General features: G+C 64.2%; 13 protein-coding genes. 3 read left to right on the plus strand and 10 right to left on the minus strand.

What is annotated here, in order from left to right:
* Positions 1-58: 58 nt before the first annotated feature.
* From I2I05_RS11785 to I2I05_RS11800, 4 genes are all read right to left on the minus strand, one after another.
* Positions 59-3,148, minus strand: coding sequence for an efflux RND transporter permease subunit (locus tag I2I05_RS11785; protein WP_196282440.1), 3,090 nt, complete (start codon positions 3,146-3,148; stop codon positions 59-61).
* A 3-nt stretch (positions 3,149-3,151) separates the two neighbouring features.
* Complete coding sequence (locus tag I2I05_RS11790) at positions 3,152-4,357, minus strand: efflux RND transporter periplasmic adaptor subunit (protein ID WP_196282441.1); 1,206 nt, start codon at positions 4,355-4,357, stop codon at positions 3,152-3,154.
* Positions 4,358-4,376: 19 nt separating this feature from the next.
* Positions 4,377-5,729, minus strand: a complete 1,353-nt coding sequence (locus tag I2I05_RS11795) for a TolC family protein (protein ID WP_196282442.1) — start codon at positions 5,727-5,729, stop codon at positions 4,377-4,379.
* 198 nt (positions 5,730-5,927) lie between these two features.
* Positions 5,928-6,632: a phosphatase PAP2 family protein gene (locus I2I05_RS11800; RefSeq protein ID WP_196282443.1), complete on the minus strand. Its 705-nt coding sequence runs from the start codon at positions 6,630-6,632 to the stop codon at positions 5,928-5,930.
* A gap of 566 nt (positions 6,633-7,198) precedes the next feature.
* Between I2I05_RS11800 and I2I05_RS11805 the strand changes: the two genes are divergently transcribed.
* Positions 7,199-7,615, plus strand: a complete 417-nt coding sequence (locus I2I05_RS11805; RefSeq protein ID WP_196282444.1) for a hypothetical protein — start codon at positions 7,199-7,201, stop codon at positions 7,613-7,615.
* Positions 7,616-7,668: 53 nt separating this feature from the next.
* On the opposite strand, the gene I2I05_RS11810 is transcribed toward I2I05_RS11805, so the two are convergent.
* The 3 genes from I2I05_RS11810 to I2I05_RS11820 all read right to left on the minus strand — a co-directional run bounded on the left by I2I05_RS11810 (position 7,669) and on the right by I2I05_RS11820 (position 11,677).
* Positions 7,669-8,217: a DUF5071 domain-containing protein gene (locus I2I05_RS11810; RefSeq protein ID WP_196282445.1), complete on the minus strand. Its 549-nt coding sequence runs from the start codon at positions 8,215-8,217 to the stop codon at positions 7,669-7,671.
* Positions 8,218-8,314: 97 nt separating this feature from the next.
* Positions 8,315-8,734: a hypothetical protein gene (locus tag I2I05_RS11815; protein WP_196282446.1), complete on the minus strand. Its 420-nt coding sequence runs from the start codon at positions 8,732-8,734 to the stop codon at positions 8,315-8,317.
* Between the two features lie 339 nt (positions 8,735-9,073).
* Positions 9,074-11,677: a T9SS type A sorting domain-containing protein gene (locus I2I05_RS11820; RefSeq protein WP_196282447.1), complete on the minus strand. Its 2,604-nt coding sequence runs from the start codon at positions 11,675-11,677 to the stop codon at positions 9,074-9,076.
* A gap of 685 nt (positions 11,678-12,362) precedes the next feature.
* Here I2I05_RS11820 and I2I05_RS11825 point away from each other — a divergent pair.
* Both I2I05_RS11825 and I2I05_RS11830 read left to right on the plus strand, forming a co-directional pair.
* Positions 12,363-12,758, plus strand: coding sequence for a hypothetical protein (locus I2I05_RS11825; protein WP_196282448.1), 396 nt, complete (start codon positions 12,363-12,365; stop codon positions 12,756-12,758).
* 123 nt (positions 12,759-12,881) lie between these two features.
* The gene (locus tag I2I05_RS11830) at positions 12,882-13,076 is read left to right on the plus strand and encodes a hypothetical protein (RefSeq protein WP_196282449.1); all 195 of its coding nucleotides are present in this window, start codon (positions 12,882-12,884) and stop codon (positions 13,074-13,076) included.
* A gap of 193 nt (positions 13,077-13,269) precedes the next feature.
* On the opposite strand, the gene I2I05_RS11835 is transcribed toward I2I05_RS11830, so the two are convergent.
* From I2I05_RS11835 to I2I05_RS11845, 3 genes are all read right to left on the minus strand, one after another.
* Positions 13,270-13,743, minus strand: coding sequence for a hypothetical protein (locus tag I2I05_RS11835; protein ID WP_196282450.1), 474 nt, complete (start codon positions 13,741-13,743; stop codon positions 13,270-13,272).
* 66 nt (positions 13,744-13,809) lie between these two features.
* On the minus strand, positions 13,810-14,412 hold the full coding sequence (locus I2I05_RS11840) for a hypothetical protein (RefSeq protein WP_196282451.1): 603 nt from the start codon (positions 14,410-14,412) through the stop codon (positions 13,810-13,812).
* 64 nt (positions 14,413-14,476) lie between these two features.
* Positions 14,477-14,890 carry an Imm50 family immunity protein gene (locus I2I05_RS11845; RefSeq protein WP_196282452.1) on the minus strand — a complete coding sequence of 138 codons (414 nt, stop codon included), beginning with the start codon at positions 14,888-14,890 and terminating at the stop codon, positions 14,477-14,479.
* Positions 14,891-15,228: the final 338 nt, after the last annotated feature.

Here is a 15,228-nt window from a genome sequence, read left to right on the forward strand (position 1 = left end):
GAACAATAAATACCTGTTTTTCGCGACGTAACTGACATGGCAGTAAAATAGACACCAGCTATGGATTCGTCTTGGTGCCTTCTTTCCGCCCAAACGCCCAGTATAGGGCCGGCATGCCCAGCAGATTCAGCACCGTGGAAGTAACCACCCCACCCAGAATCACGACCGACATGGGGTGCTCTATTTCCGAGCCCGGCTCGTTGCCGGCCAGAATAATGGGCAGCAGGGCCAGCACCGAGGTCAGGGCGGTCATGATGATGGGCGAAATCCGTTCCAGCGAGCCGCGGATGACCAGCTCTTTGCTGAAGGACATGCCCTCGTCGCGCTCCAGGTGCTGGTAGTGGCTGACGAGCATAATGCTGTTGCGCGCCGCTACGCCCAGCACCGTGATGAAGCCCACGATGGAACCCAGCGACAGCACCCCGCCGGTGAGAAACGCCGCCAGCAGGCAGCCCGACACGGCGAAGAACAAGCTTAGCAAGCCCAGCGTGGCCAGGCGGAAGGTGCCAAAATCGGTGTAGAGCACCAGGAAAATACCGATGAGTGAGAGGCTCACTAGCAGCGCCATGCGGTTCTGGGAGGCCTGCCGCTCGGCGTACTCGCCCAGGATTTCGGGGTGGTAGCCATTGCCGAACGCTACGCCGTCCACCTGCGCCTGCACGTCGCGGGCGACGGAGCCCAGGTCCCGGCCCCGCACATTTAGCGTCACGTCGATGCGGCGGGAGGAGGCTTCGCGGGTGATTTCGTTGGGCGTGGGCACGATGCGCACATCGGCCACCTCGCGCAGGGGTACCGCCCCGCCGCCGGGCAAGCCGATGAGCAGCTCGCGCACGGCCCCGAAGTCGGAGCGCACGGCCGGCTGGCCCCACACGGCTACGTCAAAAATCTTCTGCTCCTGGTAGATTTCACCCACCTTGCGGCCTTTCACCAGCGTGCTGATGGCCTGGAGCACGGTGCCGGGATTCAGGCCGAAGCGGGCGGCTGCTTCCGGCTTAATTTTCACCTGAATCTGGGGCACCAGGGTCTGTTGCTGCACTTTCAGGTCCACTACGCCGTCCACGCCTTCCAGCTGGGTGCCCACTTCCTTGGCCTTGGTATAGAGTTGGTCGAGGTCGGGGCCGAAGATGCGCACGACGATGGTGGCCGAGGTGCCGGTGAGTACTTCTTTGATGCGTTCGCGCAGGTACGTCAGCAGGTCGCGGTAGAGGCCGGGGTAGCCGTCCACTACCTCCTGGATTTTGGCCACGGTCTGCTCGTAGTCAACCTTGGGGTCGACGGAAATCCACAGCTCGGTGAAGTTCGGGCCCACCACCTCGTCGGCGACTTCGGCCCGGCCGATGTGGGCGCCGAAGTTGCGCACACCCGGGATGGCGCGGAGCTCTTTACTGGCCCGCACCGTGATGCGCGACATGGCCTGCAGCGAGGTGCCGGGTTTCTCCACCCAGTGCATCAGAAAGTCGTATTCCTTGAAATTGGGCAGGAATTCCTGGCCGAAAAACGGCAGCGTGAGCAGGGACACCACGGCCACGCCGGTCAGCGACCACGCCACCCGCTTGGGCCCGGCCAGCAGGCCGGGCAGCACGCGGGCGTAGTGGCGCTTGAGCCAGGCCACGACCGGCGAATCCTTCGATTCTTTCGATTCCTTTTCGGCGGCTTTGGGCAGTAGAACCAGCGCCAAGGCCGGCGTTAAGGTCAAGGCGACGGCTAGCGAGGCAAGGATGGCCAGCACGTAGGCAAAAGCCAGCGGCTGGAAAAAGGCGCCCGATAAACCCGGCAGCAGGAAGATGGGCAGCAGCACCAGCGCCACGATGACCGACCCGTAAATCACGGCCGAGCGCACCTCCATGCTGGCCTCGAATACCACCGCAAAGGCGGTTTTGGGCGAGCCCGCCGCGTGGTTCAAGCGCAGCCGGCGCATGATGTTTTCCACGTCGATGATGGCGTCGTCGACCACCTCGCCCAGGGCAATGATGAGGCCGGCCAGCACCATGGTGTCGATGGTTTTGCCGGAATAGCGCAGGGCCAGCGCCGCCGCAATCAGCGAAGTTGGCAACGCCAGGGCACTGATCAGGGCCGTACGCCATTCATAAAGGAAAAACAGAAGCACCAGTATCACCAGCACGCAGCCGATGAGCAGCGACCGGTTCAGGTTGCGGAGCGACATTTCAATGAAGGTCGCGGGCCGGAAGATGGTCGAGTCAATGTCCAAGCCCTTCAACCCCGGCCGCATGGCGTTCAGCGCTGCTTCCACCTGTCGCGTCACCTCCAGGGTGTTGGCGCCGGGCTGTTTCTCCACGATGAGCAGCAGGCCGGGGCCATCGTTAATCACGGCATCGCCAATGGGCGCGGGGAAGCCCTCCACCACCTGCGCTACTTCGCCCAGTTTCAGGCTCACGCCGTTGCGGAAGGTTACCGGCATATGGGCCAGGTCGGCGGCGGTTTGGATGGCGGAGCTCTGCGACACGGCCAGCCGCTGGTTGGGCGAGTCGATGAAGCCGCCGCCGGCCAGGGTGGTGGCGTCGGCGGCCGCCTTCTCCACCTCGGCCAGCGTGAGGCCCAGGGTGCGCAGCTGCTCGGGGTTCACCAGCACCTGCAACTGCCGGTCGCGCTGCCCCCAAATGGCCACGTTGGCCACACCGGGCACGGCCATCAGGCGCGGCCGGATGCTCCAGCGGGCCAGGGTCGTCATCTCCACTTGGGTCAGGCTGTCCGACGACACGCCAATTTTCAGCACCCGGCTGGTTGACGAGAGCGGCGAGAGCATCACCGGCGGCCGGGCCACGCCGGGCAGCGTGGGCGCCACCCGCGCCAGCCGCTCCTGCACCGCCTGCCGGGCGTTGTTGATGTCAATGCCCTGCGGAAAGTACAGCACCACCGACGACAGGCCCAGCACCGATTTCGAACGGATTTTCTTGACCTCGGGCGTGCCGTTCAGGGCGTTTTCCAAGGGCACGCTCACCAGGGCTTCTACTTCGGCCGTGCTCAGGCCGGGCGCTTCGGTCTGCACCTCCACGTAGGGCGGCGCAAACTCCGGAAATACATCCAGCGGGGTGTTGCGCACCACCTGCAGGCCCGCCACCAGCAGCACCCCGAATAACACTACTATCACGAGGCGCAATCGCAGCGCCGATTCGATTAGCCACTTCATCGCTTAGTGGCCGCCGCCAAATTCAGTGCCGAATAACTCCGCCGCGCCATCGGTCACGACAGCCGCGCCGGCTTTCACACCCCGCGAAATGACCACTTGGTCGCCCAGGGTGCGCTGCACTTCCACCCGCTGGCGGGTGTATTGCTGGGGCGCCGTGCGCACGTACACCCACTGCCCACCCGAGGCATCGTAGAGCAGGGCGGCCGCCGGAATGGTCAGGGCGGGCGTGCTTGCGGCCGCGCCGACAGTCCCGCCACTGGCGTTGCTCAGCGTCACGTCCACCGCCACCCGCTCGCCGGGCCGGAAGCGCTGGTCGGCGTTTTCAATTTCGTAGAACACGTCGGCCGTGGCGGTGCCGGCCGTGCCGCCCAGTGTGGGGGCTTCGACCGGGCGGGCTTGCCGCGGCGCGCCGCCGTTAAGCGGCCGCACGGTTACCGGTTGGTTGGCGTTGAGGCGGCGTAAATCCCCCACGAACAAGGGCACGCGCACCCACACCTTATTGAGCGCCGCTAGTTCCACCAGCACCGTATTGGCCGTTACCAGCGAACCGTCAGCCACGGCCACCCGTTGCACCACCCCGCTCAGGGGCGCCTTGATGGGGAGGGCCTGGCCGCCGCCGGTGTGGCCATTTATGGCGCCCTGTCGGGCCCGGGCATCGGCCAGGGCCCGCTGGGCCAGGGCCACATCCGCCCGGGCATCGTCGCGGGCGCGCACGCTGCCAGCGCGGTCGGCCAGCAGTTCCTCGGCGCGGCGCAGGCGCGCTTGGGCAACGTCGAGCTGGGTGCGGGACTGGGCCGTGCCCTGGTTAAGGGTCAGCAGGTCGCGCTCGGCGGGCAGGGGCACGAGCTGGTATAGCGTCTGGCCCTGGCGCACCCGCTGACCGGCCGTGACGCTGGCGCCGCCGCGCAACGTCCCTTGCACGGGCGCCACGATGGTGACGGCTTGGCCCGGCACGGCCTGGATTTCGCCGCCCACTTCGCGGGTTGCCCGCACGTTGTCGGTCTTAATTGCCACGGTTTTAATGCCCAGCCGCTTTTCCGCCTGCGGGGTGATGGTCACGGTGGTCAGGTCCGATTCCTTGACCGGGTTTTTGACCTCGGAGGGGCTTTTATGCGTGGACTTTTCGGCTTTGCCGCAGGCCGTGAACAAGCCAAGCAGGCCGGCCAGCGCAACGTAGCGGGAAGCAAAAAAAAGGGTTGGTACAGGCATGGGAAAGGACTATTGAGAATTAAAAGAGGCCGCCCACCGCGTAGCGCAGCCGGGCCAGGGCGCGGCGCTGGTCGGCGCGGGCTTCGGCGGCGCGCAGGCGGGCGTCGAGCAGCTGCCGGGTGGTTTCGGCCACCTGCACGTAGGGAAAGTCGCCGTTGATAAAGGCCTTGGTGGAGCGGCGCAAGGCATCCCGCAGGCTGGGCAGGCGGCTGTTTTGCCACAGGGCTACGCTTTGGGTGGCCTGCTCGTACTGCGCGTAGGCTTCGCGCACGTCGAGGTTTACCGTTTGGCGCAAGGCCAGGTATTGCCAAGAGGCCTGTTCCAGCTCGGCTTTCACCCGCGCGATGCGGCCCTGGTTGCGGTTGAAGAGGGGCAGGCCAATGGCCGCGCCCGGCCCCAATTGCACGGGGTTGGGGTCGTTGAGACGGGCATTGAGCGAAAGCACAAACGAAAACACCCGGCTCCGTTCCCATTTCAGGCGCTTGCCGATGCCTTCGATGCCGACGCGGGCCGCCCACAAGTCGGGCCGGGCGGCATAGGCCGTATCCAGCAGCGCACGCAGCGGGGGCACGGCGGCATTTCCCGCTGCCGGGGGGGGGAAGCGTAGCGAATCCGCATTCACGGAATCCAGCCCGAGCGTGGCCAGCAGGCGCAGGCGCGCCACCTGCGCATCGCGCCGGGCGCGCAGAAAGTCGTCCACGGCGCGGAGCGAGTCGGCCCGGGGGGCCACGGTTTCTAACTCGCTGGCCTCGCCCGCCCGGTAGCGCGCCCGGAGAATGCGCGCTACCTCGGCCCGCATGCTGATGGCCTCACGGGCAATGCGCACCCGCTCGTCGGCCAGGGTGATGTCGGTGTACGATACCTGCGCGTCGCGGCTCACCAGCAGGCCGCGGCTCACCAAGCTTTCGGCCACGCGCTGGGTTTCGAGCTGGGCGGCGCCGACGCGGCCGGGACGCTGCCAGAGCAGGTCGGAAGCAACGTTCAGGGCCAGGAAAAAGGGCGAGGTGCCATAGGCCGTGACGCCGGTCAGCACGGGGTTGGCGAGCAGGCCCGCGTCCTGCAAATCGGCCTGGGCCAGGGCCAGCGCGGATAAGTCGGCCTGAAACGCGGGGTTACGCGTCAGGGCCAAGGCGGTGGCTTCTTCTTCGCTCAGGCCGTCCTGCAGGTTCGGCCGGGCGGGGGCCGGATTGTTAGCCGTGCGCGCGGGCCCTATATGATAGCCGCCGCGGGCCTCAAGGCGCTGGGCCACCCGGTCGCGGGTATACGGTGTCTTGGTACTCACACAGCCGGCCAGCAGCAGGGGCCCGAACAGCCAGAGTTGGAACCAAGCAGAGCAGGACCGGATACCGGGGACCCGAAGAAGGAAGTTCAAGGCAGGAAGATTAACATGAAACCATTTGCAGCCGACACCTACCATCGGTCGCTTGCGGCGAAAGTGGAAACCTGAGCTGAATGCCGCAGCGAGCAAGGCTCACCGGTGCGCGTCGTCGCGACGGTAGCCAGGGGGAAGCACCGTGAATTAATCCGACAAGTATAAGGGCCAATGCTGCCGATAAGCTGGCGCCCGAAGCTACAGCGCCACCACCAGCACGGCGCCGACGGCACCCGCGCGGTAAGTGGGCAGGACCATGGCCCGGTTGCCCAGTATTTTCTGGACGGGCTGCTGCAACTGCGGATAGAGCCAGTACGCTGCCTGGGTGGACAAGATGCCCACGCCCGCGCCGGCCAGCACATCCGACAGCCAGTGGTTGTCCTTGGCCAGGCGCAGCGCCCCGGTCAGGGCCGCCACCGAATAGCCCCCCACGCTGTACCACACGCTGCGCGCCCCGTATTCCTGGTGCAGAAACGTGGCCGAGGCAAAGGCCACGCTGGTATGGGACGAAGGAAAGGAGTGAAAGTTGGAGCCATCCGGGCGCTTCACGTGGGTGCGGTCTTTGAGCTGGGTCGTGACGGCGTCGTTGAGGGTGAAGGCCAGGGCCGCCAGCAACACTTGGTCGACGCGGCTATGCCGGCCTTCCACACCGGCGAGTCCCAAGCCCAGGGCCGTGACGCCCGGCAAGTAGCGGAGCTGGTTGTCGAGACTAGTTGTGGTGGCCAAGTGCTCGCGTATTTCCTCGCGCGCCGCCTCATCTGTTTCCACCCAATCCAGTTTTTTAGTGGTCAGGATGCCCGCCCCGAGCAGCAGCGTGGGCACCAGCAGCGCCCGCGCCGCCGGCCGCCGGCTCCCTCTGTTCGTCAGCGCCAGTGGAGCGGGCGCCGGTCGATGCAAGGCCACTGAATCAGGACTACTAAACGGGGACATCTCTTGTGCCCGTAGCGGAAGGGACAACACGCAGGCTCCCACCCAAAGGAGATTCCGATACTTCATAACAGTAGTACAACGGTAGCTAGCTACCAACAACGATGGGCTACCTAGTTTCCGCGCCCATTCGTAAGAAAAATCTGTAGCTACTAAGCGAATAGTTCTAAAAACGACGCCGCGAGTGCAGACTTCTAACTGCTAAGGAACTCGTGGTGCTGCCTCATCGGTGTCGGCCGCCCAAAAAACGGGAAGCCGAAAAGTGGGCCGCTGCACCGTACCTCGTCGCGCAGGGCTTTGGTACCAACACCTTTACCCGGCCGATTTTCCGGACTGGACCAGTGGGGCCATGGAAACCACGTGCGCTTCCCGGAAAATCTGCGGGTAGCCAAAGAGTTTGTTGAGGCGTACCGTGCACACAAACGCAAGAGCTTATAAGTGCTCCGTGTTCAGCCAAACGGTCTGAATCACAAAACGAGGGTATTATTGTGCTTCCCTTGAATCGGTGTTGTTGCGTTGGCCTTTCCCGTTTGTCCCTTGGCATGAACCCCCGGAGCTTGCTTGACTATCTCACCGGCACCCAGCGCGCGTCGTGGTCGGACCGCGGGTTTCACACCCGCAACTTAGCGGGCCACGGCCTGACGGCAGAGAAAGTGTACTTGCTGGGATACGCGGCCGCCACCCCCGCCAGCGTGGAGCGGCTGGCGCAGTGCGTGCACCGGCGCAGCGCTCGGTGCCTGCGCCGGGTGTTCGACAACCTGCCGTGGGAAGAAGACGAGCTGGGCCCGCTGCCCAGCGACCCGATGTGCGCCGTATACTTGCTGGTCCACCCCGGCCAGCCCCCGCAGCTGCTCGTGCTCGAGGCCGTGCCCAGCTCGCCGGTGCTGCTCCACGTAGCGGCCACGGGTTTCCCCTACCACTTGCTGTGGGGCAAGACCCTTGTCAGCGAGCCCACTTAACGCTCCGTTCAGCCAAAGGGTCCGACGCTGAACGAAGGTTATTCAAATGGAGGTCATTCGTAGTCAAAGGTGTTCCGTAGTTCACCCAGTAGGACGCCATCGTGCCCGTACACCCCGCGCAAGAAGTCGTACAGCTGCCGGTGTTCCCCAGCCGGCAACAGCCGTTGCAAGGCCTCAAGGGCCGCGATGGATTCGCCTTCGGGGGCCGCGTAGCGCACGTAGCCGACGAGGTCCGCTTCGAGCAATCGGGCCACCGGCGCCTCCCACCGCTGGACGACGTTGTAGAGGAGGTTCATCATCCAGACGCCGTCGTGGGGGTCGGTCGCAAACACCCGGCGCAGGGCCGGGACCGCCGGGGCGCCCATGGCCACCAGTATTTTTGCCACGTAGGGCGCGGCGCACCAATTCAGGTCCTGCAGGTGCACCAGCAAGGGCTCCGCGTACGGCACCAACCGGGCCACGGGCAGGTGTTGGAGGGCCACGCCCGCCGGCCAGCTTTTGAGGTACCGGGTAGAAGTCAACTCCGCGAGGTTGGCGTCGGAGAGGGGGCCAAAACGCTGCAGGGCTGCTTGTTCTTGCTCCGCCGTCAACGCAGATGCCAAAGACCCGAGTAGTTGCGCGAGGGGTTTCATAATGCAACCTAACAGCTTTCTTGATGCCGTTCAGCGAAACGGTCGGAAGCTAAACGAGACGTGGCGCTTACTCGGGTACCCGGTGGAAAGCGGAGTTACCAAGGGGTTCGTACAGGGCCATGTACTGGGCATTGTCCACGAGCCGGTACTCGACCACGAGGGAGGGGCAGCGTAAGGCAAAGGCCGGCAGCGGCGCGCGGGCGTACAGCGTGAGCGTGTCGTGGGCCAAGCGGTACTGGAACGGGTCGAGTCCTTCTACCAGGCCCGGCTTGCCCCGGTCCGCCAACCCGATGGGCTCGTCGGTTCCGGCAATGGTGGACAACTGCTTGTCGCCGGTTAATCCCCAGCGGTAGGACTTGACGTAGGCCGTATCCCCGGTGCTGGACACCAGAGCGGTGCTGCGGTACTCCCCGCCCGCGCCGTCACCAGTAGCACACGAGGCCGTCAGCAACAGGCAGCAACCAGCAACCAGGACGTTTTGGAACATGGTGGCAAAGTAACCAGTAGTACAGGAAAACGGTCCGAAAAGTAAAAGGAGCGTATGGGGCTTACTAACGTGCCACTAGCCGTAGAGCCCAAAAGCGATGACAAACGGAGCTTAGTTTAGATCCCCTGAGTGGAATTCTAGCCTCTGGTTTTTTCTACACTACCGTATTGCACTAACACTTTGCTAGGTACTGGAAGGGGGGGCGCGGCTCCGTATCTGCCGATTCGCCGTTACTGTTCGGTGCCGGTGAGCAGCCCCGTTACAGGCGCTCGTAATGCAAAAAAGCAGGGTGCTAAGCACCCTGCTTTTGCCGTCATTCTAGGAACGGAGCCTACCGCCTTACTTGGTCAGCACCAGGCGTTGCGTCAGGGGCTGGTCACTCCCGAGCAACCGGCAGGTGTAGAGGCCCGCGTTGAGCTGGGCGCCGTCGAGCGAGCGTTCAATTAGTTCCCCGGCTTGCGCCGTGCCGTGGTAGAGCGTGCTCACCACTTGGCCCAGCGCGTTGTAGACCTGCAGCTGGACCGGTCCGGCGTGGGCCACGCGGAAGCGCACGGTGGCCGTCGTGGTGAACGGGTTGGGATACGCCTCCAGGTTGGCGCTGAGCGCCGCCGCTTGGCTGGCGAGTGGCCGGGCTGCGGCCGCCGCGCTAGCCGGGGCGCAAGGGCCCACCTTGTCGCCGTGCTGCACGTGCACGGCCGCTTCCGTTGGGCTGACGCAGAGCGTGTTGCCGTTGTGGCAGACCAGCACTTTGTCGAGCTTTTTGCCGCTGCTGCAGCGCGCGTCCACGACCGTGAGCGTCACGGAAGCCGTGCCCGTGCACCCGCTGCCGTTGGTGACCGCGACGGTGTAGCGGAACGTGCCCGCCTGGAGGGCCGTGAAGACAGGGGCGGCGCTGTTGGCGTTGCGCAGATTAGTCGCCGGGCTCCAACGGTAGGTCGCTCCTGGCTCGCCGCTGGCCGTGAGCGTGGCCGTTTGCGGGCCAAAGCCCAGGTAAAACGTGGGCGAAGGCGAGACGTTAATAGCAGGCTGGGGCACGGTGCCCGTCACGGTCACCGTCGCCGTTTGCGTGTCCTCGTTGCCGCTGGCATCGGTGACCGTGAGCGTCACTTGGTTGATTCCGGCGGTGGCACAGGCGAAGGTGCTCGGGCTCACGCTCAGGTGCAAGAAGGCCGCGCTGGTGCAGTTGTCCGTGCTGCCGTCGTTGACTTGCGCAGCCGTGATGGTGGCTTGGCCGTTGACCAGGGGGACGGTGATATTCTGGGTACGGGCCACCGGGGCTTGCCGGTCTTGCACCGTCACTGCGAAGGAGTTGCTCACCGAGCCGCCGCAGTTGGTTGCCGTGACGGTGACCGTGGTGGTGCCCACGGGGAAGGCGTAGGGGAAGGCGATGGGCGCGTCCCCGACGGCGTAGCTCAAGGCCGGCGCGGGGGTGCCGGTGGCCGAGGCCGCGAAGGTGCGCGTGGCGTGGCACTGGCTTGCATCGGCGGCCAAGGATTGGTCCGCCGGCACCGTCAGCACGGGTTGCTCGCAGGGCGTGGTGAAGGTGCGCGCGGCCCCGTAGCCGGTGCCCACGGCGTTGGTGGCGTAGGCGCGCACGGCGTAGGCGGTGCCCGGCGTGAGGCCGGAAATGGTTGCCAAGAAAGTGCCCACGCCCGAGCCGTTGCTGTCCGTCGTGACGCCGGTGCCGCCGAGGGTGGGGGCGGCGTTGCTGCTGCTGGCGCTGTACACGACGCCCCGGCTCGTGATGGGCGTGCCCCCGTCGGCCGTGGCGTTGCCGCCCAGCCCGGCGCTGGTGGGGGTGAGGCTGCCCGGCGCCGCCGTGCTCACGGTGGGCGCCGTCGTCACGGCAAAGGCCACCCCGTTGCTGGTGCCGTCGGGCGAGGTCACGGTCACGGGGCCCGTGGTGGCGCCGGCGGGTACGGTCGCCGTGACGGTCGTCTCATCGACCACGGCAAACGTGGTGGCCGCCGTCCCGTTGAAGCGGACGGCCGTGGCCCCCGTCAGGTTGGTCCCCGTCAGCGTCACGCTCGTGCCCACCGGCCCGTTCGTGGGGCTGACCGCAGTGAGGGTCAGGAGGCGAATGGCAGTAATCGTCAGCGTGCCATTGCCCGTGTTGGCCCCAGCGGCCATGGTGATGGCACTGCTGCCCGTCGGCATCGCCCACGACGAGCCGCCACCGCCGCCGCCGCCAACGGCCTTGTAACCACCGACGAGGCCGCCGCCGGCGCCGCCGCCGCCGCCGTAGTAGCCGCCGCCGCCGCCGGCGCCCGTGTTAACACTGCCAGTGCCGCCACTGCCGTTGCTGCCGCTGCCGCCCGCAATGCCGCAGGCGGTGCCAACGCAATAGGCGAGCCCACCAGCCCCCGCGTTGCTTTGCGTGGCCCCGGAGCCCCCGCCGCCGCCGCCGGTGGCGATGCCCCCGTTATTGCCGCCGTTGCCGCCACTGGGGGTGCCGCCACCGCCGCCGCCCGTGACTGAACTTATGCCGCCGCCGCCGCCACCCGCCACCACGAGGGCGTTGCGGGTGCTCAGGTAATCCCCAGTGGCGGCCCCGGTCCGCCGCAGGTCGGTGGCCCCGCCGCCGCCGTCGGCACTGCCGGCGCCGTTGCCGCCGCCGTTGTAGCCACCCGACGCACCCGAGTTCGTGCCGCCGACAACGACGGTCAGGGTTTCGTTTGGTACCACCGTCACCGTGGCGGTCACCACCGCGCCCGGGCCGCCGGGTCCGAAACGCGTGGCAATGTTGCCGGCCCGGGCACCCGTGGCCACCACTTGCAGCTGGGTTACGCCGGCGGGCACCACGTAGGTTTGGGAGGCGCCGGTATAGGAGAAGGTCGTGGTGGTTTGGGCGTGGGCGGCGCCAGCCGTGGCCAGCAGCAACCCCAGCGCCGCCAGTGGGCGGGGCAGCCGGCAGGGCAGCGCTTGAGAGAGAAGGTTTTTCATGGAGCGTGGGGTTAAAAGCGGAAAAGGAATTCGGTTCGAAGAAATAGCACGCGAAACAGGCACGACTGGTCTTGCCCAAGTGGATGTCCAAAACGGTTGGCCCCCTCGAAATTTTACTTGGCCACCGGGGGTTGGGCCTGCGCCCCAAGGGCACGCAGCAGCCCTCGTCGCGTTGACAAGGAGAGCGGACCACCCGTCTGGCCGGGCGCCGCCGGGGGGGCGTTGTTGGAAACAGCCAGGAGAAGTGCATCGTGAACAGGGGCCACAATAAGCTGGAAAGGACGCCGAGCACGGGGCTACGACGTTGAACTCTTTGAAGATAATACATCACTTACCCAGTAATTCAGCTTGGTGCACGAACGACTCTATGGTGTGCACGAACGACAAAACCGCCCCTTTTCGGCGCGGGGTGAGGAGGATTCCCGGCATTGCCAGAGGTGGCGCCGCGCCAAAAGGAGGTGCTGGAGCAGGGAACCCAGCCAAATGGCTGCCCACCATGCCCGGGCCGGCCTTTGCCCGGCGTTGGCCGAAGCAGGTCCCTATTCTACTCGCTGAATTTGTTCCGAGGCAACCACCCGCCGGCTTTGGGCACGACCGCACCAGGGGCACAAACGACCAAAATGGTACATTGGGCCAAACGAGGGTTTCGGAGAAGTGCCTAGCTTTGGTTTTTGCTTGAGCCCTTATGTCCAACGTCTTCTCGGCCCTGTTCTTTGCCAATTATTACGGGTTTGACAAGCTCTCCCGAGAAGGCGGTACGCCCACGGCCGCGTATTGCGGCGAATTGCTGTGCACCCAACAAGTAGTGTTGGTGACCACCAACGTGGTTTATGGGGTGGCGCCCGCCTTTCCACACGAGTGCCCCCTCAAATTCGGCGTGGTAGCGGCGGCGTGCGCGGTGGCCTTGTTCGCCAACTATTTCGGGGTCATCAAATCGGCCCGGTACCCGGCCTTTCGCACCCGCTTGGACCGCCAACCCTTTGCCGTCAAGTTGGCTCTGGTGCTCTTTGCTGTGGCCAGTAGTGTGGTGGCCATCCCGGGCTGCGTCTGGCTCATGGAGCGGTATTGTCCGACCACCTAGCCTCCCCTTGCTCAGTCGCGGGCCAAGGGCAACTGTTCACGAAAACGGTCCACAGGTGAACGAGCGTTTTGGGTGCCTCTGTTCGGGCTAATACCGTACCTTTCGGCACGCTGCGTTCCGCCTTTGTCACTTCCGCCTCGCATTATGCACCCGGCCCGTTTCTCCTTGCTGCTCAATGTCGCCGGCGCGCTGCTCGCCGTAGCCGGGGCGACCCTGCGCCTGAACCACCTCATTTCCTTTGGCTTGTGCTTTGCCCTTATGACCGCGGCGATGCTGGCTACCTGGGGAGCGCGCAGGGTGAGAAAAACGCTCCACTAGCAACTGAATCGGCCAGTTGGCACTGGGGTCGGTCCTCGTGCGCTAACGGTGGTGCTGCCGGAGTATAAGCGGTGGTAAGGCGTTACGCGTACGCGCCTAACCCGCCACCGGACGGGACTCTGACCGCTTGAAGTAATGATGTTATTAAAACGGTCCGAAGATAAACTCACTCCGTTTGGACTATGGAGCGATTTTATGCCCGGGATTTTTTTCGGTTTTCAAATTCTCCTATCATGCGGGACAAGGCCGCTGCTTCGTCGGGGGTGAGCAGTCCTTCTTGCTGGTACGGGACGAGTACGTCCACCACCAGGTCGTATTCGGAGCGGGAGGTGAGGCGGTTTCGTTTCAGGATTTTGGCCATTCGGTTGACGCGCTGGTACGGAAGCCCGCGCTGCTGGACGTGCTGCCAGAAGTAGTCCACCGTGGGGCCCGTGGCTTCCAGAAAATAGGTCAATACGTCCGCTTGCATGTGCTGCAGGCTGCGCTGATTGCGGTATTCGGGCGCGGGCTGGTCCACATGTTCTTTCAACTCGCGGTACACGCTCACCCAATGCGCCACGCCCTCGCCGCTTTCCCCGGCGGGCGGGAAGCGTTGCAAGGCCTCGATGGCCACGTCGATGGCGGCGCTCAACGGCGCGGCGTAGGTGGAATACTCCGGCTTGGCCATAGAAGGGGGGAGTGATGTTTGCGCAAACGGTCCGAAGCTAAACGCGGTCATTCAGTTAAAGGAGGGTTAATCCTTTAGTGCGGTGGGAAGTAGGTGTTCGACTTGCAACGCGGCCATCAGCTTGGCATAGAATACGGGCGCTCGCTCGTCCAACCACGCATAACTGCCCATCATTTCCACGTCAATCGCCGCTTGCATGACGGGTTCAAAGCCTTTGGGAATCCAGCAGTACAGCTCCGGATGGAGGGCTGTTCGAAAGTCATCTTGCAGGTAAAACCACGTGTCAATCGGTGGAACATCGCTTTCGTCCACGAAGCATTGACTATCAATGATGGCCGCCCCATCATGCGTGGTCACACCAGTGGAAAAGCAGAGAATCCGGCCGTGTTCTGCCAGCCCCTTTAACACGGGGACGGATGCCCCCAGTGTTGCCTCCCGTTGCGAGCTCACCGTGCCGAGTGCTTGCTGGAAATAGTCCAGCTCGTACGGGTTCACATTCCACGTCGTGTAATCCCCGTCAATCGTAAACAAGGGTTTCCCCTCGACGAGCGGATTCGTTTGCCGCAGCACGGTTCCGTACCAGCCATTCACATAATCAAAGTCTTTCGTTAACAGGTCCGTCCAAGCCTTTGCCTGTTCTAGGCGTCGGATAAATAATGGCATCTCCATGGCTTTGGCAAGTTATACCTGTGAGTTGGTCACGTTCAGGAAAACGGTCGGAAAGTAAACGCGCTTATTCGTGGATGTAGGCCGAAATGCGGTCGACGTGAATCCACGTAGCCCGAGCTCGAAAAACGACACCCTCTGGCTGGGTGCTAAACGCTACGTCAAAGCCATTGCCGTCGTGCACAATGCTCAAATCGCCCACGCCGCTGCCGCTGGGAATGACGCATTGCTCGATCGTGACCTGAATCAGATTCAGCGACAAGCTCACGGTGTTGCACTTCTGTTGCACCCACTTGATGGGCGCATCGGCAGGAAAATCCCGTAAATCAAAGTGAAGCCGGCACTGCAGGTCGCCACCACAAATAATGGAAAGCTCCCCCAGCTGCACGTGGGCCAACGAGGGTGCCTGGGCCGGGTAAATACTTGTGATGGTTTTGGGATTGAGCACGTGCTCAATCCAGAGAGAGTCGGTGTTTTCCAAGCGTAATGGCTACAAAAGCAATAATCAAAAGTAACCCCACCTGCTTTTGGCTTACAGGGCCAGTTCAGCGAAACGGTCGTGGCTGTTGCAGAACGCTTGGAGACACTCCCCTTTAGGCGACAGTACGCACAACCTCGTCGAGAATAGGCCTTTTTCAGCCTTTTTGGCGCTCCAGTATGGGCCTTATCGGTTTAAAAGGCGTTTCGTGGGAGTTCTGCAACAGCCACGGTCCTTTTCTACCTCGCTTTGGGCTCAGCCCTGGCCAAAGCTGTTCACGCTGAAGATTCCCCGGGGCACGGCTTCCTCGGCGGGGCGGTCTTCGGGGGCGGGCGCGTCCA

Origin of the sequence: Hymenobacter jeongseonensis, assembly GCF_015694725.1 — a bacterium.
GTDB classification, from domain to species: domain Bacteria; phylum Bacteroidota; class Bacteroidia; order Cytophagales; family Hymenobacteraceae; genus Hymenobacter; species Hymenobacter jeongseonensis.